The organism is Gordonia terrae (genome assembly GCF_001698225.1).
Classification (GTDB): domain Bacteria; phylum Actinomycetota; class Actinomycetes; order Mycobacteriales; family Mycobacteriaceae; genus Gordonia; species Gordonia terrae.
This window is the reverse complement of record NZ_CP016594.1, coordinates 5,375,708-5,398,482: the sequence shown is the minus strand read 5'-3', so window position 1 is coordinate 5,398,482 and position 22,775 is coordinate 5,375,708. Positions and strand designations below refer to the sequence as shown.

Annotated in this window: 21 protein-coding genes and 1 pseudogene; 12 read left to right on the top strand and 10 right to left on the bottom strand. The window is 67.3% G+C overall.

The window, feature by feature from the left end; all coding sequences use genetic code 11:
- Positions 1 to 64: 64 nt before the first annotated feature.
- The 3 genes from BCM27_RS23945 to BCM27_RS23935 form a co-directional block, all read right to left on the bottom strand.
- A complete protein-coding gene (locus BCM27_RS23945) occupies positions 65 to 1,597 on the bottom strand; it encodes a catalase (RefSeq protein WP_004020452.1) in 1,533 nt (510 codons plus the stop codon).
- 73 nt (positions 1,598 to 1,670) lie between these two features.
- Positions 1,671 to 2,849 carry a CaiB/BaiF CoA transferase family protein gene (locus BCM27_RS23940; RefSeq protein WP_004020451.1) on the bottom strand — a complete coding sequence of 393 codons (1,179 nt, stop codon included), beginning with the start codon at positions 2,847 to 2,849 and terminating at the stop codon, positions 1,671 to 1,673.
- Positions 2,850 to 2,880: 31 nt separating this feature from the next.
- Positions 2,881 to 3,405, bottom strand: a complete 525-nt coding sequence (locus BCM27_RS23935) for a MarR family winged helix-turn-helix transcriptional regulator (protein WP_004020446.1) — start codon at positions 3,403 to 3,405, stop codon at positions 2,881 to 2,883.
- Positions 3,406 to 3,460: 55 nt separating this feature from the next.
- Here BCM27_RS23935 and BCM27_RS23930 point away from each other — a divergent pair, with 55 nt between their 5' ends.
- Positions 3,461 to 3,889, top strand: coding sequence for a DUF5313 domain-containing protein (locus tag BCM27_RS23930; RefSeq protein ID WP_033204146.1), 429 nt, complete (start codon positions 3,461 to 3,463; stop codon positions 3,887 to 3,889).
- 22 nt (positions 3,890 to 3,911) lie between these two features.
- On the opposite strand, the gene BCM27_RS23925 is transcribed toward BCM27_RS23930, so the two are convergent.
- Entirely contained in the window at positions 3,912 to 4,748 is an 837-nt protein-coding gene (locus tag BCM27_RS23925) for an SDR family oxidoreductase (protein ID WP_004020442.1), read from the bottom strand.
- 447 nt (positions 4,749 to 5,195) lie between these two features.
- On the opposite strand from BCM27_RS23925, the gene BCM27_RS23920 reads away from it, so the two are divergent.
- Entirely contained in the window at positions 5,196 to 6,797 is a 1,602-nt protein-coding gene (locus BCM27_RS23920; protein WP_004020441.1) for a GMC oxidoreductase, read from the top strand.
- Between the two features lie 3 nt (positions 6,798 to 6,800).
- On the opposite strand, the gene BCM27_RS23915 is transcribed toward BCM27_RS23920, so the two are convergent.
- Positions 6,801 to 7,439, bottom strand: coding sequence for a TetR/AcrR family transcriptional regulator (locus tag BCM27_RS23915; protein WP_004020440.1), 639 nt, complete (start codon positions 7,437 to 7,439; stop codon positions 6,801 to 6,803).
- 250 nt (positions 7,440 to 7,689) lie between these two features.
- Between BCM27_RS23915 and BCM27_RS23910 the strand changes: the two genes are divergently transcribed.
- Complete coding sequence (locus tag BCM27_RS23910) at positions 7,690 to 9,687, top strand: OPT family oligopeptide transporter (protein ID WP_004020439.1); 1,998 nt, start codon at positions 7,690 to 7,692, stop codon at positions 9,685 to 9,687.
- A 5-nt stretch (positions 9,688 to 9,692) separates the two neighbouring features.
- A complete protein-coding gene (locus BCM27_RS23905; protein WP_004020438.1) occupies positions 9,693 to 10,304 on the top strand; it encodes a maleylpyruvate isomerase family mycothiol-dependent enzyme in 612 nt (203 codons plus the stop codon).
- 18 nt (positions 10,305 to 10,322) lie between these two features.
- Here BCM27_RS23905 and BCM27_RS23900 read toward each other — a convergent pair whose 3' ends face one another.
- Positions 10,323 to 10,892, bottom strand: a complete 570-nt coding sequence (locus tag BCM27_RS23900; RefSeq protein ID WP_004020437.1) for a type 1 glutamine amidotransferase domain-containing protein — start codon at positions 10,890 to 10,892, stop codon at positions 10,323 to 10,325.
- A gap of 149 nt (positions 10,893 to 11,041) precedes the next feature.
- Between BCM27_RS23900 and BCM27_RS23895 the strand changes: the two are divergent.
- The 4 genes and pseudogenes from BCM27_RS23895 (at position 11,042) to BCM27_RS23880 (ending at position 14,947) form a co-directional block, all read left to right on the top strand.
- Positions 11,042 to 12,144 (top strand): annotated as a pseudogene (locus BCM27_RS23895) (alpha/beta hydrolase).
- Between the two features lie 61 nt (positions 12,145 to 12,205).
- Positions 12,206 to 12,604: a hypothetical protein gene (locus tag BCM27_RS23890; protein ID WP_110117520.1), complete on the top strand. Its 399-nt coding sequence runs from the start codon at positions 12,206 to 12,208 to the stop codon at positions 12,602 to 12,604.
- A 229-nt stretch (positions 12,605 to 12,833) separates the two neighbouring features.
- On the top strand, positions 12,834 to 14,282 hold the full coding sequence (locus BCM27_RS23885) for a sensor histidine kinase (RefSeq protein ID WP_051987062.1): 1,449 nt from the start codon (positions 12,834 to 12,836) through the stop codon (positions 14,280 to 14,282).
- Positions 14,279 to 14,947 carry a response regulator transcription factor gene (locus BCM27_RS23880; RefSeq protein WP_004020432.1) on the top strand — a complete coding sequence of 223 codons (669 nt, stop codon included), beginning with the start codon at positions 14,279 to 14,281 and terminating at the stop codon, positions 14,945 to 14,947. Before BCM27_RS23885 ends, BCM27_RS23880 begins: the two co-directional genes overlap by 4 nt.
- A gap of 8 nt (positions 14,948 to 14,955) precedes the next feature.
- Here BCM27_RS23880 and BCM27_RS23875 read toward each other — a convergent pair whose 3' ends face one another.
- A complete protein-coding gene (locus BCM27_RS23875) occupies positions 14,956 to 16,101 on the bottom strand; it encodes an Rv3169 family protein (RefSeq protein ID WP_004020431.1) in 1,146 nt (381 codons plus the stop codon).
- Positions 16,102 to 16,105: 4 nt separating this feature from the next.
- Entirely contained in the window at positions 16,106 to 17,239 is a 1,134-nt protein-coding gene (locus BCM27_RS23870; RefSeq protein WP_004020430.1) for a phosphotransferase family protein, read from the bottom strand.
- 133 nt (positions 17,240 to 17,372) lie between these two features.
- Here BCM27_RS23870 and BCM27_RS23865 point away from each other — a divergent pair, with 133 nt between their 5' ends.
- The 4 genes from BCM27_RS23865 (at position 17,373) to BCM27_RS23850 (ending at position 20,362) form a co-directional block, all read left to right on the top strand.
- Positions 17,373 to 17,960 carry a TetR/AcrR family transcriptional regulator gene (locus BCM27_RS23865; protein ID WP_004020429.1) on the top strand — a complete coding sequence of 196 codons (588 nt, stop codon included), beginning with the start codon at positions 17,373 to 17,375 and terminating at the stop codon, positions 17,958 to 17,960.
- A gap of 615 nt (positions 17,961 to 18,575) precedes the next feature.
- Positions 18,576 to 19,001 carry a CoA-binding protein gene (locus tag BCM27_RS23860; RefSeq protein ID WP_004020427.1) on the top strand — a complete coding sequence of 142 codons (426 nt, stop codon included), beginning with the start codon at positions 18,576 to 18,578 and terminating at the stop codon, positions 18,999 to 19,001.
- A gap of 16 nt (positions 19,002 to 19,017) precedes the next feature.
- Complete coding sequence (locus BCM27_RS23855; protein WP_004020426.1) at positions 19,018 to 19,797, top strand: hypothetical protein; 780 nt, start codon at positions 19,018 to 19,020, stop codon at positions 19,795 to 19,797.
- A 16-nt stretch (positions 19,798 to 19,813) separates the two neighbouring features.
- Positions 19,814 to 20,362: a hypothetical protein gene (locus BCM27_RS23850; RefSeq protein WP_004020425.1), complete on the top strand. Its 549-nt coding sequence runs from the start codon at positions 19,814 to 19,816 to the stop codon at positions 20,360 to 20,362.
- A gap of 115 nt (positions 20,363 to 20,477) precedes the next feature.
- Here BCM27_RS23850 and BCM27_RS23845 read toward each other — a convergent pair whose 3' ends face one another.
- Positions 20,478 to 21,740, bottom strand: a complete 1,263-nt coding sequence (locus tag BCM27_RS23845) for an HNH endonuclease (RefSeq protein WP_039865915.1) — start codon at positions 21,738 to 21,740, stop codon at positions 20,478 to 20,480.
- Between the two features lie 81 nt (positions 21,741 to 21,821).
- Positions 21,822 to 22,697, bottom strand: a complete 876-nt coding sequence (locus BCM27_RS23840; RefSeq protein WP_004020423.1) for a LysR family transcriptional regulator — start codon at positions 22,695 to 22,697, stop codon at positions 21,822 to 21,824.
- Positions 22,698 to 22,775 lie beyond the last annotated feature (78 nt).

Below are 22,775 nucleotides of genomic sequence, written 5' to 3'. Positions count from 1 at the left end.
GCCACCGACGCAGAACGCGCCCTCGGGGAGAGGACGCGTTCCACGGTGTCGGCTGACGTGCGGATCAGGCCTTCTCGGCCTTGGCCTTCTCCTGCATGGACGAGCGGGCGGGGTTGGCCTGATCGTCCTTCTTGGGGTCGGACTCGTCCTGCTTCTCGGTCACCCCGGACTTGATCCGCGCGCCGATGTCGGGGTCGACGCGGTGCCAGTACTCGAATGCCCGCTGGAGGATCGGTTCGGAGACGCCGTTCAGGAGGTGGCCGACGACGTTGTCCACGAAGCGTTCACGCTGCTCGTCGTCGAAGACCTCGCGAACCAGGGTGCCTGCCTGACCCCAGTCGTCGTCCTCGGGATGGTCGACGTAGGCGCTGCGCAGGATCTCCCCGTTCGCGGCCCATTGCGGCTCACCCTGTCCGGGATAGAGCGCGGACGGCCCGCCCTTCGAATTCGGGGCGTAGACCGGGTCCGGGACGTTGTGGATCCGCATGGCGCCGTCCTTGGAGTACGAGTGCACCTCGTTGGTCGGCGCGTTCACCGGGATCTGCTTGTAGTTGCCGCCGATCCGGTGGCGGTGGGCGTCAGCATACGAGAACACGCGCGCGAGCAGCATCCGGTCGGGGCTGAAACCGATACCGGGCACGACGTTGTTGGGCTCGAATGCCGCCTGTTCGATCTGCGTGTGGTGGTCCACCGGATTGGTGTGCAGGGTCATCCTGCCGACCTCGATGAGCGGGTAGTCGCCGTGCGGCCACACCTTGGTCAGGTCGAACGGGTTGAACCGGTAGCTCACCGCGTCGTCGAACGGCATGAGCTGCACCTTGAGTGTCCAGCTCGGATGATTGCCCGCGGCGATGTTCTCGAACAGGTCCCGGGTGTGGAAGTCCGTGTCGGCGGCGGCCATCTGGTCGGCCTCGTGCTGGGTGAGGTGCTCGACGCCCTGATCGGACTTGAAATGGTACTTCACCCAGTGCTTCACGCCTTCGGCGTTGACCCACAGATAGGTGTGGGAGGTGTAGCCGTTCATGTGGCGCCAGGTCTTGGGAATGCCCCGGTCGCCCATCAGCCAGGTGACCTGATGCGCGGACTCCGGCGAGAGCGTCCAGAAGTCCCACTGCATGTCATGGTCGCGAAGGTTGTTGTCCTGGCGACGTTTCTGCGAGCGGATGAAGTGCTGGAACTTCATCGGATCCTTGACGAAGAAGACCGGCGTGTTGTTGCCGACCATGTCGTAGATGCCTTCGGAGGTATAGAACTTCAGCGCGAAACCGCGCGGGTCACGCCAGGTGTCCGGGCTGCCGCGCTCGCCCGCGACCGTCGAGAATCGAGCCACCATCTCGGTTTTCACGCCTGGCTGGAACAGGGCCGCACATGTGTACGCCGAAATGTCTTGCGTGGTCTCGAATGTGCCGAACGCGCCGCTGCCCTTGGCATGTGGCTGACGCTCGGGAATCCGCTCGCGATTGAACTGCGCCATCTGCTCGATCAGATAGTGATCGTGCAGGACGATGGGGCCGCCGGCGCCGACCGTCAGGGAGTGCTCGTCACTTCCCGCCGGTGCTCCCGAATCCCGGGTGGTGAACAGAGAATCGTCGGACATATCGCCTCCGAGAGGTCGTCGTATCCGTGCATGAACAACGGGACCCGAGGGCTGCAGGTCCGTTCCGCCGATCCTACGCCGACGGGGTCGGTGGCACGTCGATGCCGAATTCCCGCAGCACCGACTCGGTGTGCTGGCCGAGTGCCGGGACGGGACCCATCGCCAGTTCCACGTCGTCGAAGGTCAGGGGCGGCAGGAGCGCGCGGACCGGGCCGACCTCGGTGTCCACCTCGCGCCAGCGGTCGCGCTCGCCGAGCTGGGGATGGTCGACGACACCGGCGAGGTCGCGGATCTCGGCGGCGGGTATGCCCGCGTCGGCGAGACGCCGGTCGAGTTCGTCGGTGGTGAAGCGTTTGGTCTCCGCGCTGATCACGGCGTCGACCTCGGCTCGGCGCGAGACGCGATCGATGTTGGTCCGGTAGCGGGCGTCGTCGGCGAGATCCGGGCGGTCGAGTGCGACGCGGGTCAGGGCGTCCCACCCGCGGTCGTTCTGGACGCCGATGAGGATGTCGCCGTCCTGGGTCGGGTACTTGTCGTAGGGCACGATCGCCGCGTGCCCGAGCCCGGCACGGGCGATCTGCCGCTCGCCGTAGAGCCGCATGTACATCGGATGGCCCATCCATTCGACCGTCGCGTCGAACATCGCCACCGAGACCCGTGCGCCGACTCCGGTGGTGGCGCGTCGTAACAGCGCCGACAACACGGAGGTGAGTGCGTACATGCCGGCCGCGATGTCCGAGGAGGGGATGCCGGTCTTGGACATCTCCTCGGGTGTCCCGGTCACCGAGATGAGGCCGGCCTCGGCCTGGACCAGCATGTCGTAGGCCTTGCGGTCGCGATAGGGCCCGGCGTCGCCGTACCCGGACATGTCGACGACGACGAGTCCGGGATGGTCCGCACGCAGGGCGTCGGCGCCGAGACCGAGCCGGGCGGCCGCGCCCGGCGCGAGATTCTGGACGAAGACGTCCGCGCCGGCGATGAGCGTGCGGATCGCGTCGCGCCCGGACTCGGTCTTGAGGTCGAGGGCGACCGATTCCTTGCCGCGATTGAGCCACACGAAGTGCGAGGCGACCGCGCCGCGCACCGCCGCGTCGTACTTTCTCGCGAAGTCTCCGTCGCCGACCCGTTCCACCTTGATGACCCGGGCGCCCAGGTCGGCGAGATGTCGAGTTGCCAGCGGTGCGGCGACAGCCTGCTCGAGCGCCACCACGGTGATGCCCGCGAGGGGCAGCAGTCCTTCGTCCGGAGTCACCGGCCAAGGATCGCCGACGGTGCGACGCCCGTCAACGAGGACCCTCGCGGGCCTCGGGGTCGTTGGTGGCCTCGGTGAGACGGTGCAGCAGGTGGGTCAGCGACCGGATGTCGTCGGGATCCCACTGTGCCAGCCGCGCACGCCATTCGGTGATCGCCGAGGCGAGTACCGCGTCGACGCGTTCGCGACCGTGCTGGGTGAGGGTGACAACGCGGGCGCGGGCGTCGCGCGGGTCCGGATGCCGCTCGGCGAGCCCGAGCCGGACGATCGCGTCGATCTGACGCGTCACCGTCGACTTCTCCATGCCGACGGCGGTGACCAGGTCCGACATCGGCATGGAGTTGTGCTTGGCGAGCACGGTGATGAGCGGGTAACACGACGGGTCGAGACGTGGGTCGATGGCGCGGGCGCGCAGACGCGTGCGGACCCGGCCCCGCCGCCAGAAGTCGGTGAGTTCGGCTTCGAGGCCGCTGATCGGATCGGTGCTGATGGGATCGGTGCCGACGGGATCCGGCCCGGGGGAGTCGTCGGCCGACGCGGTCATCTCCGAACCCATGCGGGTCAGATTACCCAGCCGATGTGGGGGAGGCGACGTCGGACGACCACCCGACGTGGTGCACGATCGAGAGGTGGCCACCTCACAGCGCACCAAGCCGAATCCCTGGGAGTACGTGAAGTACGCCTACTGGGCGCGTCTGCCGAAGTCGATGCTCGACTGGGTGGCCGACGATCTGGCGGGCCCCGGAGCGTCCGTCCGGATGGTGGTCCGCTGGGCGGTGCCCTGCATCATCGTGCTGATCCCGATGCTCTTCGTCCCCGCCGACTGGGGTGTCCGGATCACGATGACCATGCCGATCCTGCTGGCCTACCTGTTCTTCTCGATCGCGCTGAACCGGGTGTACCGGCGCCACCGCCTGGTCCAGCACGGCCTCGATCCCGAGCTGGTCAACAAGCTCGAGCGCGAGAAGAACTCCGACCTCTACGACGAGTACCACCGCAAGTACCGGGGCGAGCGCCGCCGCCCCGGCGCGGGACGTTAGTCAGGCCGCCGGGGCGCATGGCTCAGTACAGGTAGTCCTCGCCGCTGGCCCGCACCGTCACATCGGACAGGCTGATCCCCCACGGCTGGTCGATGACGTGGACCACCGCCCGGGCGAGGTCCTCCGGGGTGATGAGCCAGTACTTCACCGAGTCGACATCGGTGAGTTCGGCGGGCAGGGTGCCCTGCACCAACTCGGTGACGTGCTCGCGATACGACGCGGCGCGCTGTCCGACGATCCCGCGGATCGCGCGGTCGTTGACGATCCAGCTCGCCAGGTTGGTGCCCGCGACGCCGGTGGGTTTGACCGTCGTGACCTTGATCTTGCCCTTGGCCTCGATGCGCAACGAGTCCGACAGCATCGTCACCGCAGCCTTGGTGGCGCTGTAGACACCCGAGCCCTCGAATCCGCCGTTGCCGTAGATCGACGCGATGTTCACCACCTGACCCCGGCCCTGCGCGATCATCTGGTCGTAGACCGCGGAGATGCCGTTCACGACACCCTTGATGTTGATGTCGATGGCCTTGTGCCATTTCTCCCAGGCACGTTCGTGGTCGGCGAAGAACGCCAGCGGCATGACCCCGGCATTGTTCACGATCACGTCGATCGCACCGAAGCGTTCCACCGCCGACGCCGCGGCGCTCCTCATCTGGTCCATGTCGGTGACATCCGCGACGTGTGCGACGGCCGACCCGCCTGCGTCGGCGATGCCCTCGACGACCCCGGCGAGTCCGTCGGCGTCGATGTCGACACCGACGACATGGGCGCCCTGCGCCGCACACATCTGCGCGATGACCTTGCCGAAACCTCCTCCGGCACCGGTGATGATGATGGTCTTGCCCTGCAGATGATCAGACATTGAGCTCCCCGGCCGCGACGAAATGGTCGCGTCATCGTAGCAACGCGCCGCTGCATCGCCGTCCGGTGAACTCCGCCCCTCTTTCTCGCCGGTGGCGCGACGTCGCACCACCACAATGATCCCAGTCCACGTGAGAACGGCTCCGCCGCAACCACGCCCGCGCACCGGCCGTCGACCGGCTGCGGCTCCATTCCACGCCCGCCGACGATTCAGTCACATGACTGAGCGGGTTGTCAAGGGTTTCGCCGGCCATGGTGCCGATCACTCCTGGTTGTCGGAGTGGTGCTTGACACGCGGCCGGTCCATGGCAAATCCTGTGTGCCGACGGCCACGCCCCGGCACGTCCCCCCGCGGTGTCTGCGACCGCGACCGGTTCCTCCCCGTCTCTCGAGATCACCGAATTACGAAGCGTCGAGCGTCTTCTCGCGCACTGATGACAGGAGAACGATGACCGGGGCACTTCCGACGAGACGGACTTTTCTTCGTGCCGCAGCGGTGACCGCCGCGGGAACGGCGGCCGCGGTGGCCAACGGTGGCGGCCGGGCGTCGGCCGACCCGTCGCGACGAATCAGGCGGACGCGCGAAGAGCATCGCGTGGTGATCGTCGGCTCGGGATTCGGCGGCGGCGTCGCGGCGCTCCGCCTCGCCCAGGCGGGAGTGCCGGTCCTGTTGCTCGAGCGAGGCCGGCGATGGCCGACGGGACCGAACTCGGAGACCTTTCCGCGTGCGTCGAGTCCGGACAAGCGAATGCTGTGGCATGAGTCGACCCCGAACCTCTTCGGCAAGCCGCTGAGCGTCGAACCCTATGTGGGACTGTTCGAATCGGTTTCCGGTGCCAACATGACCGCACTGTGTCCGGCCGGCCTCGGCGGTGGTTCCCTCGTCTACCAGGGCATGACATTGCAACCGAGCGAGGCGGTGTTCAACGAGCATTTCCCCGACGCGCTCGACTGGCAACTGATGAACCGGGTGCACTATCCGAGGGTCGCGCGGATGCTGAAGGTCGCGGTCGCCCCCGATTCGGTGGTGCGGTCCCCGCAGTACCTGGCGCCGCGACAATTCGCGAAACGGGTCCGGGCCGAAGGGCTGCGGCTGGAGAAGATCCCGATGCCGATCGACTGGGGTTACGCCGCAGCCGAATTGCGCGGCGAGATGAAACCCGCTTACACCAACGGCGACGGCGCCATCGGTGTGAACAACGGCGGCAAGCACAGCGTCGACGTCACCTACATCCGTGAGGCCGAGGCAACCGGGCGCGTTCAGGTCCGCACCCTGCACACGGTGCGCCAGGTCGCACGCCGCCCCGACGGCCGGTGGTCCCTCGACGTCGAACGCACCGACGAGTCCGGAAAAGTGTTGGAGCACAAGGAGCTGATCGCGCGCACTCTCATCCTGTCGGCGGGCAGCGTGAACACCACCAAGTTGCTCGTCAAGGCGCGTGCGACGGGTACTGTGCCCGACCTGCCGGACGGTCTGGGGCACGGATGGGGCACCAACGCCGACCGGATCTACACCTGGACCAGTCCGAGCATCGACTTCGGGAAGGTGCAGGGCGGCCCGGTCGTCTTCGGCAGTCCCAACTGGAGTGACCCGAAAAGTGCGTTCACCATCATCCAGGCGTCCCTCCCGCCGCTGCCGGTGTACGCCGGCACCACGATGATGGTCGGCTTCGGCGTGAGCTCGGGCCGTGGTGTCATCGCCTACGACTCGGCGATCGGGGACGCGCTCATCCGATGGCCGCACGAGGGCGATTCGGAGATCCAGACCAAGCACATCGATCGGACGGTTCGGCGGATCGCCGGGCCCGACGCGATCCTCACCGACACCAACGCGGTGTTCCCGTCGACCTGGCATGCCCTCGGTGGGGCCAACATGGGCACGGTCTGCGACCTCGAGGGGCGGGTCGAGGGCCAGCGCGGACTCTACGTGATCGACGGCGCGCTCATGCCGGGCAACACCGCGGCATGCAATCCGTCGATGACCATCGCCGCGGTGGCCGAGCGGGCACTGGACCGGATCGTCGCCCATGACGTCGGCGCGGTGATCTGACCGTCACGGGGTGACCGGGGCGAGCCACATCCCGGTCAGAGCGTCGACGACGAGATCGCGCTGGTGCTGCCAGGTCCGAGATGCAGCGCCCGCCTCGGCCTCGCCCGCGCGCTCGATGTCGGCCAGCGCGTTGACGATCATGTGGCGCGTCAGGTTGTTACGCACCTCGAGCACGTCGTCCGAGAGGGTCGGCAAGGTGGCGTAGAACCGGTCGAGGATCGTCATGAGGACTTCCGATCGTGCGGTCTCCTCATAGAGCAGGACGGTCGCGGACGGGTCACTGGACACCTGGGCGAAGAACCGGGCGAAGTAGCTGGGCGGGCCGAGTTCCGCCAGATACTCGACCTCCGGCCCGACGAGACAGCGGAGCCAGTCGCGAACCCCCGGTTCGGGTCCGACCTCGGCCAGGCATCTGCGACGCAACCGTTCGATCGGGATGTTGTGCGAGGTCAATGTCGCGCGAAGCAGATCGTCCTTGGAACCGAAGTGATGTCCGACGGCGTAGTTGTTGCCTTGACCCGCCGCCTTGCTGATCTGGCGGCTGGAGACGGCGGCCACGCCGTTGAGGGCGATCAGCTTCTCGGCTGCGCCGATCAGGAGCGCGCGAGTGCGGGCAGACTGCTCCGACTTCCCTTCGCTCATGACCTAGATGATGCCCTACGCGAGCCGTCTGAAACGGCGCGATACCGGCCGTCTCTACGACGATGAGAAACGGGCATAGCGGACGCACCCGTACCGCGGCGGCTCGGCCCGACGCGCGAACCGACCTCCGCCTACTCGGGAAGTCCCTGCGCGAGTGGACACCCCGACCTAAGGTGAATCGACGAACGCCCGGATGATCCGCCGTCCGAACGACCATCGGTCGCAGGACCCGACTGTTGGGAGGGACACGATGGCGACTGCGCCTCCGGCCACCGCGAACCTACGTGAGCTGACTTTTCGAGGCGCGGTCCTCGGCGGGATCATCACGCTGGTCTTCACCGCCGCCAACGTCTACCTCGGGCTCAAGGTGGGTCTCACCTTCGCCACCGCGATCCCGGCGGCCGTCATCTCGATGAGCATCCTGCGGTACTTCGCGAACCACTCGGTGGTGGAGAACAACATCGTCCAGACCATCGCGTCCGCGGCCGGGACGCTGTCGGCGATCATCTTCGTCATCCCCGGTCTGGTGATCATCGGGTGGTGGACCGGATTCCCCTACTGGATCACGGTGGCTGTCTGCGCGATCGGCGGCATCCTCGGCGTCATGTACTCCATTCCGCTGCGCCGCGCGCTGGTCACCGGATCCGATCTGCCCTACCCCGAAGGTGTTGCGGCGGCCGAGGTCCTGAAGGTCGGCGATTCCGCCGGCGGCGCCACCGAGAACAAGGCGGGCCTGCGCACGATCATCCTGGGCTCGGTCGCGTCCGCCGGTTTCGCGTTGCTCACCAAACTGAAGGTGCTCAGCGACTCGATCTCGGCGACGATCAAGATCGGCACGGGCGGAACGCTCTTCAGTGCCGGACTGTCGATGTCGCTGATCGGCATCGGCCATCTCGTCGGGGTGACCGTCGGTGTCGCCATGCTCGTCGGGGTGGTGATCTCCTACGTCGTCCTGCTGCCCATCGAGACCCAGGGGCAGACGGCGGGGGAGGATCTCGCCGACGCCGTCAGCGCGATCTTCGCCAATGACGTGCGGCTCATCGGCGCCGGTGCGATTGCCATCGCGGCCATCTGGACCCTGATCAAGGTCATCGGGCCGATCGTGCGCGGAATCCGGGCGGCCATGGTCTCGTCGCGGTCACGCCGTGAGGGGGTGACCGTCGACATCACCGAGCGGGACATGCCGATCAACATCGTCGGCGGCAGCATCCTCGTGCTGCTCATCCCGATCGGGGTGCTGCTGTGGGACTTCGTCCACGACACGGTGCTGGAGGGCAACGCCACCGGGATCATCGCGGTCAGCATCGTCTTCGTCTTCGTCATCGGACTGGCCGTCGCCTCGGTGTGTGGTTACATGGCGGGCCTCATCGGGTCGTCGAACAGTCCGATCTCCGGTGTCGGCATCCTGGTGGTACTGATCGCTGCACTGCTCGTCAAGCTGACCTTCGGGCCGGCGGACGCGTCGCAGACCGACGCGCTCATCGCCTACACGCTGTTCACCGCCGCGGTGGTCTTCGGCGTCGCGACGATCTCCAACGACAACCTGCAGGACCTGAAGACCGGTCAGCTGGTCGGGGCGACACCGTGGAAACAGCAGGTGGCCCTGATCATCGGCGTGCTGTTCGGCTCCGCCGTGATCCCGCCGATCCTGCAGCTGATGTACGACGCCTTCGGTTTCGTCGGAGCGCCGGGAGCGACGGAGGATGCCCTCGCGGCACCGCAGGCCGGCCTGTTGACGACTCTTGCGCAGGGCGTGCTGGGGGCGGACCTGAACTGGGGGCTCATCGGTATCGGGGCGCTGATCGGCGCGGCGGTGATCGTGATCGACGAACTCCTCGGTCGCGCAGGGCGATTCCGGTTGCCACCGCTGGCCGTCGGCATGGGCATGTACCTGCCGATGTCAGTCGTCCTGGTGATCCCGATCGGTGCCTTCATCGGTCACTACTACAACCGGTGGGCCGAACGCAGCGGCGGCGCAGTCGAACACAAGAAACGGATGGGTGTTCTGCTGGCCACCGGTCTGATCGTCGGCGAGGCGCTCTTCGGTGTGGTCTTCGCCGGGATCGTCGCGGCCACCGGCGACGACTCGGCTCTGGCGATCGTCGGTGACGGGTTCGAGCGGTGGGCCCAGATCCTCGGCGTCATCGTCTTCGCCGCGACCATCGCACTCCTCTACGACCGTGTCCGCAAGATCGCCACCGCGAGCGGGACCACGTCGTCGACCACCGCCGGGACACCGAAGGACTGACGGAGATGAGCGAGGGGGCACTGTCGCGCGCGGTCGACGACTTCACGGCCGGCGCCCGGCATCTGACGGAATTGGTTGCCCTGATCGATGACGACCGATGGGACGGTCCGGGGCTGGGGGAGTGGTCGCTGAGATCGCTCGTCGGACACGCGAGTCGGTCGCTGACCACCGTGGTCAGCTATCTGGCCGAGCCGGGCTCGGACATCGAGTTGGATTCGACAGCAGCGTATTTCGCGTCCATCCAGGGATACGGCGACCCCGCCTCGGTCCGGCAGCGCGGAGTCGACGCCGGCCTGGCACTGGGGGACGATCCACGGGCGGGGGTGCTCGAGCGCCGCGACCAGGCCATCAGAGCACTTGCGGGAGAACGTGACCGGCCGCTGACCACACCGTTCGGCGGCATCATGCTGTCCGATTATCTGCCGACCCGGACCTTCGAACTCGCGGTGCACGGCCTCGACATCTCCCGCGCGATCGACGCCGACCTACCGCTCCCGGCGCCGGTGCTCGCGTCAGCACTGTCCACCACGACGGCGATAGCAACACGGATCGGCCAGGGTGAGCGAGTGCTGCTCACCCTGACCGGTCGCGAATCCGAGCCGCCGACCCTCGTCTGAGGGCTGTACGCGCGAGGGTCAGGTCGCGGCGTTGCTGTGGGCGAATTCGGCCACGATCGCGGCGTTGAACGCTGCCAGGTCGTCGGGCTTGCGACTGGTGATCAGCACGTTGTCCCCGTCCCGGCACGTGACGACCTCTTCGTCGACCCAGGTGCCGCCGGCATTGATCACATCGGTCCGCACGCTCGGGAAGGACGTGAGTGTCCGCCCACGGACCACATCGGCCTCGATCAGCGTCCACGGCGCATGGCAGATGGCTGCCACCGGTTTACCTGCCTCGAAGAAGCTGCGCACGAACCGCACGGCGGGTTCCGAGGCACGGAGGAAATCGGGGTTGGCGACACCACCGGGCAGGACGAGCGCGTCGAAGTCCATCACACGCGCGTCTTCGAGAGTGAGGTCGACCGGAAAGGTGTCGGCCTTGTCGAGGTGGTCGAACGCCTGGACGGTCCCGGAGTCGGTGGACACCAGGACGGGCTTTCCGCCGCACGCCTCGACCGACTTCCATGGTTCGGTGAGTTCGACCTGCTCGGCGCCCTCCTGGGCGACCAGGAATGCGATGGTGGTGCCGTTGAGTTCTTCGGCCATGGCGTATACCTCCTCTGTGCACCGCATACGGCAGCGGTGCCTCGTCGTTCGATACCCGCCGGCGGTGCGGACCAAACGGTCGCACCCCGCCCGGACCGGGCTCCGACGATGTGTGTTGAATGTCCCCGGACGACGACGGGGAGGTAGTGGTGGGCGGTTTCGACGGCGTCGCGACGCTGGTTCATCTGGCACGCGGCGGAGAGATCGGGGAGTCCCACGAGACTCCGTACACACTGATCGCCGACGACCGCATCGCACGCTGCGGCGGTACGGCACCGACGACGAGGTGATCGCAGCCGCCGGTACGGGACGGCGGCCCGTGCTGCTGATCCCGCCGCTCGCGGTGTCGACCGCGTGTTACGACCTCGCCGAGGGGCTGTCCGTCGTGCAGTTCCTGCTGGGTGCCGGCCGGGTTCCGTACGTGCTCGACTTCGGCGACATGACCCGCGCCGACCGCCACCTGGGGTTCGCCGACTTCTTCGACGACATCGTCCCCGAGGCCGTTGCGGCGACCGTCGCGGACTTCTACGGCACAGCGGACCGCCGCGAGTCCGGGGTGACGCCGGGGCCCGGGCGGGTCGACGTTCTGGCCTGGAGTATCGGCGGGACCATCAGCCTGCTGACCGCCGCGGCCAACCCGCACCTCCCCCTGGCCTCGGTGACGGCGGTCGGCACCCCGCTCGACTACGCCAAGGTGCCACCGTATCCGCTGGTGAAGACCCTGATGCGACCAGTCGGCACCACGCCGGTGAAGCTGGCGCTGCGCGCACTCGGCGGGATTCCCGCGCCACTCGTCCGCCTGGCCTACCGGGGCACCGCCTGGCAGCGCGAACTGAAGAAGCCCGGTTACATCCTGCGCAACGCCGACGACACCGACGCCCTCGTGCGGATGAAGGCCATCGACCGGTTCCAGGAGACGATGCCCGGTTACCCGGGCAAGGTGTCCGAACAGATGTGGGAGAACTTCATCATGCGCGGCGAACTCGCCGGCGGCGTGCTCGACTTCGACGGTCGCGTCGTCGATCTCGCCGACGTCGCGGTACCGGTCGCGCTGTTCGGCAGTCACCGGGACGCGATCGTCAGCTGGGCGGCTGCTCATCACGGGGTGGAACTCCTGGCCGGGGCGCCGCGCGTGGACTTCACCACCGTGGAGACCAGCCATCTGGGGCTGATCGCCGGGTCCGCGGCGGTCGAACAGACGTGGCCCCGCATCGAGGAGTTCCTGAGCGACCTGGACCCCCGCGACTCGTAGATGAAAAAACCTTCATCTTCGACTCATGGTCGGCTCACCGGAGTCCGACAGAGTCGTCGACATGAAGATCTCACGAGTACTCGCCACCCTCGCCCTCGGTGCGCTCGCGGTCGCCGTCGTGACCGCCAGCTTCTTCCTCATCCGTTCGCCCGAGCCCGACCTGGCCGCCGACTCGGTGTCGGTCGATGTCGCGTCGCAGACGCCTCAGGGCCCGACGCCACCGACCCAGACCCCGCCGGCCCCGGCGCCGGTTCCGCAGATCCCCGCCGGAGCACCGGTGCAGCGGGCCGTCCCGCCGAACCTGAACTCCGACGACGACGATTGGTGTGACCCCCGATCGGCTCAGCGCGACGACGACTGCGACGACGACTGGGACGATCACAGCGACGACTGGGATGACCAGGACGACGATCAGGGCGACGACTGGCACGATGACATCGATGACGACCAGGACGACTGACGCCGAGACATCGAAGTCAGCCGGCGCCGGGAGCGGAGCGAGCGGGCCGAATCCAGCCGGCGCCGGGAGCGGAGTGAGCGGGCCGAATCCAGCCGGCGCCGGGAGCGGAGTGAGCGGGCCGAATCCAGCCGGCGCCGGGAGCGGAGCGAGCGGGCCGAATCCAGCCGAGAGTGCGGGTGTGCGGCAGCGCCCCGCGCTCTCGGCGCGTTGGCGTATCACGGCCTGGATCATGCTCACGACGTTCTTGCTGCTGGTGGTGGTGTTCGTGGTGACGCGCAATCTGTTGCTCCGCGACGTCGACAGCCGGGCGAACCACGACGTCGCACAGGAGGCCAGCGAGTTCCGGACGTTCGCGGCCGAGGGGGTCGACCCGACGACCACCGAACCCTTCACCTCGGTGTCGCGGCTGTTGGAGGTGTTTCTCTCTCGGCAGTCGGCCGGGCAGGGCGAGGTCATGGCCGGCGTCGTCGGGGACACCGAGATCCTGGAACTCCCCGGTAACGCCTGGCCGGCCGCGGGTGAGGGCCGCCGGGTGCTCGACGAGCTGCGGGCCCAGACCGGTCCGGCCGGCGTGTTGATGACCGATCACGGCGAGATCCGCTGGGGGAAGGTCGATCTGGAGCCCGTCGGCTCCGGGACAGCGGATCCGGCCGCGGAGTCGGCGCAACCGGGGACGTTCATCGTCGGCATCTACACCGACCCCGGTCGGGAACTGGTGGACCGTACGATGCGGGTCCTCGCGATCGTGGGACTCGCCGGCATGATCGTCACCACCGGGGTGGCGTACCTGGTGGCCGGCCGGATTCTGGCGCCGGTGCGGAGTGTGCGGATGGTCGCCGCGGAGATCGGCGAGAACGACCTCACCGCGCGCGTGCCGGTCATCGGGCGTGATGACGTGGCCGCGCTGGCGCAGACCTTCAATGCGATGCTCGACCGGATCGAGGACGCCTATACGACGCAGCGTCAGTTCGTCGACGATGCCGGCCACGAGCTGCGGACCCCCATCACGGTCGTGCGTGGTCATCTCGAACTCCTGCCCGACGATCCGGAGGAGCGCCGGAAGACGCTCGACCTCGTCGACAGCGAGCTGGGGCGGATGGGGCGCATCGTCGGGGATCTGCTCATGCTGGCGAAGTCCGAGCAACCCGACTTCGTGGTGGTCAGGCCGACCGACGCGGCGCAGCTGATGCTCGACATCGAGTCCAAGGTGCAACCGCTCGGTGATCGGCAATGGTTGCTCATGGAGGTCGCCGAGGGCCCGTGCACCGTCGATCACGAGCGGATCACCCAGGCGATGCTGCAGTACGCCTCGAATGCGGTCCGGCATACGCGCGAGGGCTCCGTCATCCAGTTGGGTTCTCGCTTCGCCGGCATCGGAGCGCAGCGCCATCTGTGCATCTGGATCACCGACGACGGCCCGGGTGTCGAGCAGGAGGACGCTGCGCGGATTTTCGAGCGCTTCCAGCGCGGACGGTCGGGGTCGGCACCCCAGCACTCGTCCGGTGCCGGACTGGGACTCGCGATCGTGCGGGCCATTGCCGACGCACACCACGGAATCGCCTGGGTACGTAGTGTTCCCGGGCACGGTGCGACGTTCGGCATCGATGTCCCCGTCCCCGACATGACCACCTACGTCGACACAGCGTCGTCGGCACCAGGAGAAGGAGAACGGCGATGAGCCGTGTCTTGATCGCGGAGGACGACGCGCGGATCGCGTCGTTCATCGGCAACGGCCTGCGTGCGGCGGGTTACAGCACCGAGCATGTGTCCGACGGACTGTCCGCGCTCGAGGCAGTGCGCAGCGGCGCTTTCGACATGGTCGTCCTCGACATCGGACTCCCGGCGATGGACGGCTTCGACGTGTTGTATTCCATGCGCGGCGAGGGGATCTCGACACCGGTCGTCGTCCTCACGGCCAGGGACAGCGTGAGCGACACGGTGAACGGGCTCGAGGGTGGGGCCAACGACTACATGACCAAACCCTTTCAGTTCGCCGAGTTGCTCGCCCGCATCCGGTTACGGCTCGTCGACGATTCGGCGGTCGCGTCGGAGAACCTGCTGTCCGCCGGGGACCTGCGTCTGGACCTGAAGTCGCGACGAGCGCGCGTGGGCACCGAGACCTTCGACCTCACCGCGCGTGAGTTCGCCCTGCTGGAAGTGTTTCTGCGGCACCCGGATCAGGTGCTGTCACGCGAGCAGATCCTCGGTCACGTGTGGGGCTACGACTTCGATCCCGCGTCGAACGTGGTCGACGTCTACGTACGGGCGCTCCGCAACAAGATCGGTTCGCATCGGCTCGAGACCGTGCGCGGCATGGGTTATCGGCTTCGCGTCGTCGACTAGCGCGGCACTCACCCCGGTGCGACGCTGAGCCAGTCGGCGAATCCCGACGGATCGTGCCGGCCCAGGGCCCCGTGCTCGAAGAGTCCCCAGCCGGTGCGGGTGGTGCCGTCGGCCTCACGGCATTCGGCGCGTCCGACGTGATCGATGACCCCGAAGGGCATGCGTCCCATGATGTCGCTGCTGGTCATGTCGTAGGTGAGACGTTCGGTGAAGTCCGCTCCGCGCCAGACGCCGTGGGTCCAGTCGGGGTCGCCGCCGTAGCCTCCGCCCACGTGGATGGGTACGGGGAGCAGCGATTCCACCTCCAGCGTCACGGGCGAGCCGCCTGACCCGGTCGTGGAGATGGTTGCGCCGGTCGGAATCCGGGTGCCCGGCGCGTAGTGGACGGTGACGTTCGGCCAACCCAGCTGCTCGACGCGGCCGTCCTTCCAGACGCGCGAACAGTCGTTGAGGCTTCGATAACCGTCGGGATCCTCCTGGATGATGAAGACGAGCTGAAAGTCGTCGAACGCCATCGGGATGTAGAGCCACCACATGCCCTCAAACGGCGGGTCCGACGGCCGGCCGGCCGGTTCGGGCTCGCCGACCGGCCGGATTCCCCACGAGCGGTCGCGGGTGCCGACCCAGGTCGCCGGGTCCACGACGATCTGTTCGCCGTCGACGGTGATCGACCCGCGCCAGGTACCGACCTGTGCGAATCGTTGCGCGTCGAGGGTGACCTTCGCGCCCTGTCGCATCACGTGGGGTTGCTCGAGAAGGGCGTCGAACAGGCCCTCCCAGTGCAGGTCCAGGGCGATGCCCTCGGTCTCGGCGAGGGTCAGGTGCAGCGTGCGCAGCGGATCGTCGACGGACAATCGGTAGTCGCCGACGCGCTGCTCGAGCCGGTTGTCGTCGATCGCGTCACCGAGGTGGACCGCGGTCTGGGTGTCGGTTCCGTCGGCCCGGCGTCGTCGGATGAGGACGAACGCGTCCTTCACGCCGAGGTTGGGGTAGTACCCGATGCCGGTGATGAGGAAGATGGTGCCGCTGCGGTCGTGGGCGTTGAGGTAGGCGCGATCGTAGAAGTTGCGGTCGCTGTTACCCGGCCATGCGATCGGTTGCGGCAGTTGGTGAATGGGATACTCGTCCATCGGTCCCAGGCCGGTTCGGCTCATGTGGTCAGTTCTCCTCGAGAAGTCGTTCGAGCAGTGGTCGGTGGTAGAACAGGGTGCCGTCGACGTCGTCGGGGCGTTCGAGTTCGCCGAAGTGCACGCGCCGCGCACCGGTGCGCATGAAGACGCAACACCACTGCACGGCGGCGTGGACGTAGAACCAGCGCAGGTCGCCGAGTTCGACACCGGTCCGTTGCCGGTAGGTGTCGCGGACGTCGCTCTCGCGCAGTAGGTCCGGCAGGCCCGGCAGGCCCGCCATCGTCGCCAGCTCGTGAAAGACACGGTGTGCGAACACCACCCATGCGACGTCGAGTTCGCGCGGGCCGATACGTGCCATCTCCCAGTCGAGGACCGCCGTGGCCGTGAAGTCGGCGAACATCATGTTGCCGATGCGCGAATCACCCCAGGACAGGACGGGTTCGGTGTGCGCGACGTCGTCGGGGAAGTTGTCGGCGAGCCAGGCGAGCGCGCGTTCGACCAGGGGCGAACGGCCGATCCCCTCCACCGAGAAGTCGTACCAGTCCTGCAGCCAGGCGAGCAGACGAGCAAGGGGGGTGTCACCCGCGGGGAGGTCGTCGGCGAGGAAGCCGAACTGCTGCGCCGCGTCGGGGATGGAGTGGAGGTCGGCGATCACGCCGACCGCAGAGTCCTGGGCCCGACGGCGATCGGCCTCGGAGGCGTCCCCGAACCAGTTGTCGCCGAACGTGTACGGCATCACGTCGGGCGGGACCTCGCCCTCGCACCGGTCCATCAGGAAGAACGGCGCACCCAGGAGGGCGCCACTCGGTTCGAGGTGGTGTACCGCGGGGACCGGGACGTCGCTGAGCCGGGCGATCAGCCGCATCGTCGCGTACTGATGGTCCATCCGGTAGGAGCGGAACACGGGAACGTCGGCGCTCGACGGCGCCATCCGCATCACCCAGTGCCGGGTGGGTTCGCCGGGCCAGGACACCGACACCGGGATCGTCTCCGACGACATGCCGTTGCTGTCCCCACTCGCGGTGACCGTGACCTCGGGCAGGGCGTCGGGGGTGTCGCTCTGCCCGGCCAGCCAGCGCGCGAGTGTGTCCGGGACCGAGGCGTTGTCCCGGCTGGAACGCTGCAGATGGTCGACCTGCTCGACGGCGGGTTCGGTGGCCATGGGCACCCCCTGTGATCGTTACCGGCACATTCGCTACGGTGAGTAGCGTTATGACAGCAGAACGGTCGCGCGGTTCGCAGCGACTTCGGCAAATCCCCGACTACAAGGGGGCCGACGGAGAGCGGGTGGGCCGATGAGCACCGGGACGGGAGAAGCGGTCCCGGGGCGTCCCCGCGACGTCCGGATCGATTCGGCGGTGCTCGACGCCGCTGCGGAACTGGTCGTCGACGTCGGCTATCGGAAACTGACGATGGCTGCGATCGCCGATCGCGCGGGGACGACGAAGACCGCGCTCTACCGCCGCTGGTCGGGCAAAGCTGAGCTTATCCACGATCTCGCGTTCTCCCGGATGGCGCGGCTCCCTCCGTCCAGCGGTGAGGTCGAGGCCGACCTCCGCATCATGGTCGCGGCGGCTCGCGACCTCTTCGCCAGCCCGGTGACCCGTGCCGCACTGCCCGGCCTGATCTCGGACATGGCTGCCGAACCCGAACTGTCGGCGCGTGTGCACGCCGGCTTCGCAGAGGTGTTCGGCGCATTGCGTGACCGGTTGGTGACCGCCGTCGACCGCGGCGAGGTGCATCCCGATGTGGATCCGGATCGGCTCATCGAGGTCGTCGGTGGAGCCGCGATGTTGCACGCACTGCTGCTCGACGACCGTGAGTTCGACACCGCGTGGGCCGATCAACTCAGCGCGCTGGTCGTGCACGGAGTTCTGCGCTAGCTCGGTCGCGAGCGCACAGCCGGCGGGGTGTCGAGTCGCGAACTATGAGGGCCGCTGAACTGTCTCGATCGGACCCCGTCATCCGTCTGTTCGGATGATACTGCGCGACAGTCGAAAAGGAGACACTGTAGCGATGAAAGTGATCAGTCGAATCGGTGCAGGGCTCGGGATCTTGGCGATATCCGCAACGTTAGGTATTGGTGTCGCGGACGCCGCCCCCAAGGTCGGGGAGCCCGGTCATCGTAAGCCGCTGAATTGCTCTATTGCGCAGGACTTCGGGTCTTCGCATCTGGGTGGTCCGGGGTGTAACGCACTTCGGCCGCTCACTCGAGTCGGCCCATACGCGTCCGAGGAGTTCTGCAACGACGACAGTGGCCGCGTTGCTGCGCAATACCGAAAGTATTACCGAGGGTTCAGTTGCGGGCAGGCACGTTCAGGATTCTGGTACATGACAGTGTTCTCCGACTTCGGCCGTTGAGCGGCGCCACGGAGCTGTAGTTTTTGTATGACCGTCGTCCAAGAAGGCGGACCACCGTAATCGCAGTCCAGAGAGCCGCCTTCTTGGACCTGGCCGGTCCAAACACTTGAGGTTCGCCTCCCACCTACACTCGTGGGATGACCGCACCGAGCAACACCGACGACGTCGTCGAACAGATCCTGTCCACCTACGACGCGATCACCGTGGTCGGTGCCAGCGCCAATCCGTCGAAGGCCGCCAACGAGGTCCCGGCGTACATGAAGAACCGCGGTTGGCGGATCATCCCGGTGAACCCCACCGCCGACGAGATCGTCGGCGAGAAGGTGTATCGGGCCCTCGCCGATGTCCCCGAACAGGTCGGCCTCGTCGACGTCTTCCGCCCCGGGCCCGAATGTGCCGACGTCGCCCGGGCTGCCGTCGCGGCCGGTGCGACCGCACTGTGGCTGCAGCTCGGAATCCGATCGGCGGAGGCGCGGGCGATCGCCGAGGACGCCGGCCTGCTGTATGTCGAGGATCGCTGCCTGATCATCGAGCAGCGCCGCACCGGCATCGTTCCCGGCTGACGGCAGGGCGGCCCCGGTGAACTTCCTGGACGAGCTCACGCACCAACGACTTCCGCTGTTCCTGCTGTTCGCGTCGTTCGTCGTCACGTTCATCGTCACCCGGGTGATCACCCGACTCATCCGGGCCGGTAAGGGCCCCTTCCGTAACAACGTGTCGGACGGCGTGCACGTGCACCACATGGTGCCGGGTCTGATCCTGACGATCGTCGGCGCCTTCCTCTCGGTGGGTGTCAACGGGGCGTCGCCCGGTGCGGAGATCAGTGCGGTGCTGATCGGCGTCGGCGCCTCACTGGTGCTCGACGAGTTCGCGCTGATCCTCCGCCTGCAGGATGTGTATTGGTCACCGGAAGGCCAACTCTCGGTTCAGGTGGTCGCCCTGACGGTTGCCGCCCTGGGGATGGCGGTGCTGGGTTTCAACCCGCTCGACGACGCGAACGTGGAGATCGGCCCCGTCGCTCTGGTGGCCACTGTTCCGATCAACGTCGCCTGCGCGATCCTGTGCGTGCTCAAAGGCAAGTTCTCGACGGCCATCGTCGGCGTCTTCATCCCGGTGTTCGCCTGGTCGGGTGCGATCCGGCTGGCCCGACCGCACTCGGCCTGGGCCCGTCGATACACCCCGGCCAAGACCGAGAGGGCGCGGGCCCGGGCGAAGAGTTTCGACGAACGCTGGGGGCGTTGGGGTCTGAGCATCGGCGACCTCATCGCGGGCAAGCCCACCGATCCGGTGAGCGTGGTGGCCAAGCCGGCGGACGGCACGACGACCGCCGACGCGCGGCCGACGCCCCCGGCTTCCTGATCCGGGTGCCCGGTTGATGACCTACGAATACTCGTGCGAGTTGCTGATGTTCGTCGTCTCACCGAAACACGCCTACTTCGGTAGGCCCAAAGACGGCCCGGCCGACGAGGTGGAGACCCGCACACCGGAGTCGGTGGAGATCGTCGCCGACAAGGGAATTCGCGGGGATCGCTTCTTCGGCGTCCGCGCCCACACCGAGGCAGCGGTGACGTTTCTCGCGCTCGAGGCGTGGACGGCCGCGGCCGGTGACGCCGATCCGGTCCTCGCCCGACGCAACATCGTGGTGCGCGGCGTGGAACTGGATCCCCTGCGGGGCCGGGAGTTCGAGCTGGACTCAGGGGCGGGGCCGATCCGGTTTCGCGGCGGACGCCCTGCCCACCCGTGTTCGTGGATGGACACCGTCGCCGGCGACGGCGTGCGCAAGGCGCTGATTGGGCGGGGTGGCCTGCGAGCGCAACCGTTGACGTCGGGAACCCTGAGTCTCGGTCGTGCGGTGCTGGTCAGCTATGTCGAACTCGACGCCGCTCGCGCCGCCGACCAGGTCCGTCGGGCTCAGCCGTTGTAGTGGGCAGCGGACCTGAGAATCGGCCTTCTCTGTGGAGTTGTCAAGGGACGAACACGGTCCCGAGCTGGGCTCGGGTGTGGAAGGTGCTACGCGAAAGCTGTTGTCGGGCGGTCGGTCAGGCTGCGTTGTCAAGTCGCATGGTGCGTCGGTTGTAGGCGGGTAGCGGTCGTCGGTGTGGGTCGATGCCGGCTGGTGGAACCAGCCAGGGATGTCGGTCGAAACCCATCACGACGTCCCACCCGTGGTGATGGACCTGGGTGTGGCAGCGCTGGCACAGGAGGCAACCGTTGTCGAGGTCGGTGGGACCGCCGTCAGCCCAGTGCGCGATGTGGTGCACCTGGGTATGTGAGGGTGGTGCACCGCATTTGACGCAGCATTGGTCGCGGACGATCACGGCTTTGCGTAGATGTGCCGGGAACAGTCGGTGGGTGTGCCCCATCTGCAGTGGTACGCCTTCACCGTCGAGGATGATCTCGGTCAGCGACCCGTCGCACGACACCTGTTTGGCGACGGCCTGGCTGACGGAACCTGTCCACGGCAGAGTGGCGGGATCCGCGCCGGTGGCGGGGATCGTCAGCAGGAGTTGGGTACGAGGAGACCCGACACTGTCGATGGTGGCGCCGAGGGTGGCTTGGTCGAGGATCAACTCGAACGCATCGGCGCGGCGCTGCTCGGCAGTGCGTCGGTCGTCGGCGCCGTCGGGTTCGGGTCGTGGGCAGGACCGTTCGTCGATCATGGACAGGAACTTCTCACCGACCACCTGGGTGACGTCGACCCGGATGTCGACCCGGCCGTCGTCGGTGGTGTGGGCGTTGACCGCGTTCAACGATGAATCGTCGGCGGTCGGGACACCGTCTTCGGTGGCGTCGGCAATGGTGTTGCCGATGGCGCGGGCGAACTTTTCTACTTCTGCTGGTGTCGCGCCCGACATGGCTTGCGCGAGGAGGTCGAGCTCGTACCGCATGCGATCGTCTTCGGAAAGCACAGTCAGCGAACGTTTGTCGATGTATGCGATGCCGCGGATGATGGCGTCGGCGACCTCGCTCGACAGGCGTCCATCGGCTGCGTGGCGGGCCAGGGCGGGCAACGTGGGGAGAGCGTCGACGCTTCGCGTGGTCCGCTGCGCTGCAGCGGGCGCGTAACCCATCTCGATCAGCATTGTCTTAGTGGTGCCACCGGCTTTCTCGGCGACTCCCAGTTCATCGAGTTGTGTTGCGTGCGTAACGATCTGATGATCAACAGTGTTGCGGATCAGGCGCAAGGTGTCGAGTGCGTCGAACGTCGCCCTGCCCGTGGGGTCATCGGAGGGCGGGGTGAGCTCGATGAACTGGTCGAGGAGAGTGGTGAGCTCTGGCATGACTCCACTGTACGGGAACATTTGTTCGATTACGAGGTTTATCCACAATGAGTGTGATCGAAATATGTTGTCGTTTAGTTTGTTTCATTCATCGTCAGTTGTTCAGTGGGTTGCTCCGAACGCGTCCGTGGCCACCTCGACGAAACGCGCGGCCGCGGCAGACGGTCGCGAACCCCACAGCAAGCCGAGATGGGCTGTGCCGTCGACGTCCCGGATCGGCACCCCGACCACGCGGTCGTCGGCCGCTGCGATCGACTCGCTCAGGATGCCGACTCCCAGTCCACTGCACACTAATTCGATGATCGCCTCCGGAGAGGACGCCTCGATCGCGGGCCGGATAGGGCTACCCTCCGACGCTGCCGCGTCGAACACGCTGCGGATTCCCGCGCCGCTCGGGAGACAGATGAGCGACCGTTCGCGGAGCAGGGCGAGGTCGACCGATCGGCCGGGGGCACGATCGTTCGCGGGCACCGCGGCGACGACGCGTTCGGCGATGATCGTCATGGACTCGACCCCCGGCGGCAGGCCACCGCCGTACCCGGCCAGGGCGACGTCGAGGCGTCCGTCCTCCACCGACGCGATCAGTTCGGTCGATGGAGACTCGCGCAGGCTCAGTTCGATCTGCGGGTGCGTCGACCGGAAGGTGCCGAGCGCTGCGAACAGGGGCGCGATGGTGCACCCTTCGACCATCCCGACCGAGAGGCTGCCACGAACGAGTCCGGAGACCTCGGCGACGGTACGGGCGACGTCGTCGGCAGCGGCAAGGGCACGGCGGGCCGCGGGGAGCGCTTCCCGGCCGGCGTCGGTCAAGCGCACAGCGCGGCCGGAGCGATCGAAGAGGGCCGCACCGAGTTCCCGTTCCAGGGTGCGGATCTGCGCGCTGATGTTCGGCTGCGTCGTGTGGACGCGCGCTGCGGCCGCGGTGAAGCTGCCTTCCGCGGCGACGGCTGCGAAGTATTCGAGCTGGCGAAGGTCCATAAGTGAAAATGATATCGGCCATACAAACCATCACTTGGACTTATCGGGTGGCCGGGTCGACTCTGGACTCCGAACACA

Coding starts and splice junctions, on each gene's coding strand:
- BCM27_RS23845 (WP_039865915.1), bottom strand. CDS start 21,740: ATGTTCCCGTACAGTGGAGTCATGCCAGAGCTCACCACTCTCCTCGAC.
- BCM27_RS23860 (WP_004020427.1), top strand. CDS start 18,576: ATGACCGCACCGAGCAACACCGACGACGTCGTCGAACAGATCCTGTCC.
- BCM27_RS23890 (WP_110117520.1), top strand. CDS start 12,206: ATGAAGATCTCACGAGTACTCGCCACCCTCGCCCTCGGTGCGCTCGCG.
- BCM27_RS23915 (WP_004020440.1), bottom strand. CDS start 7,439: ATGAGCGAAGGGAAGTCGGAGCAGTCTGCCCGCACTCGCGCGCTCCTG.
- BCM27_RS23910 (WP_004020439.1), top strand. CDS start 7,690: ATGGCGACTGCGCCTCCGGCCACCGCGAACCTACGTGAGCTGACTTTT.
- BCM27_RS23850 (WP_004020425.1), top strand. CDS start 19,814: ATGACCTACGAATACTCGTGCGAGTTGCTGATGTTCGTCGTCTCACCG.
- BCM27_RS23925 (WP_004020442.1), bottom strand. CDS start 4,748: ATGTCTGATCATCTGCAGGGCAAGACCATCATCATCACCGGTGCCGGA.
- BCM27_RS23905 (WP_004020438.1), top strand. CDS start 9,693: ATGAGCGAGGGGGCACTGTCGCGCGCGGTCGACGACTTCACGGCCGGC.
- BCM27_RS23945 (WP_004020452.1), bottom strand. CDS start 1,597: ATGTCCGACGATTCTCTGTTCACCACCCGGGATTCGGGAGCACCGGCG.
- BCM27_RS23870 (WP_004020430.1), bottom strand. CDS start 17,239: ATGGCCACCGAACCCGCCGTCGAGCAGGTCGACCATCTGCAGCGTTCC.
- BCM27_RS23900 (WP_004020437.1), bottom strand. CDS start 10,892: ATGGCCGAAGAACTCAACGGCACCACCATCGCATTCCTGGTCGCCCAG.
- BCM27_RS23840 (WP_004020423.1), bottom strand. CDS start 22,697: ATGGACCTTCGCCAGCTCGAATACTTCGCAGCCGTCGCCGCGGAAGGC.
- BCM27_RS23880 (WP_004020432.1), top strand. CDS start 14,279: ATGAGCCGTGTCTTGATCGCGGAGGACGACGCGCGGATCGCGTCGTTC.
- BCM27_RS23885 (WP_051987062.1), top strand. CDS start 12,834: ATGCTCACGACGTTCTTGCTGCTGGTGGTGGTGTTCGTGGTGACGCGC.
- BCM27_RS23875 (WP_004020431.1), bottom strand. CDS start 16,101: ATGAGCCGAACCGGCCTGGGACCGATGGACGAGTATCCCATTCACCAA.
- BCM27_RS23935 (WP_004020446.1), bottom strand. CDS start 3,405: ATGGGTTCGGAGATGACCGCGTCGGCCGACGACTCCCCCGGGCCGGAT.
- BCM27_RS23920 (WP_004020441.1), top strand. CDS start 5,196: ATGACCGGGGCACTTCCGACGAGACGGACTTTTCTTCGTGCCGCAGCG.
- BCM27_RS23865 (WP_004020429.1), top strand. CDS start 17,373: ATGAGCACCGGGACGGGAGAAGCGGTCCCGGGGCGTCCCCGCGACGTC.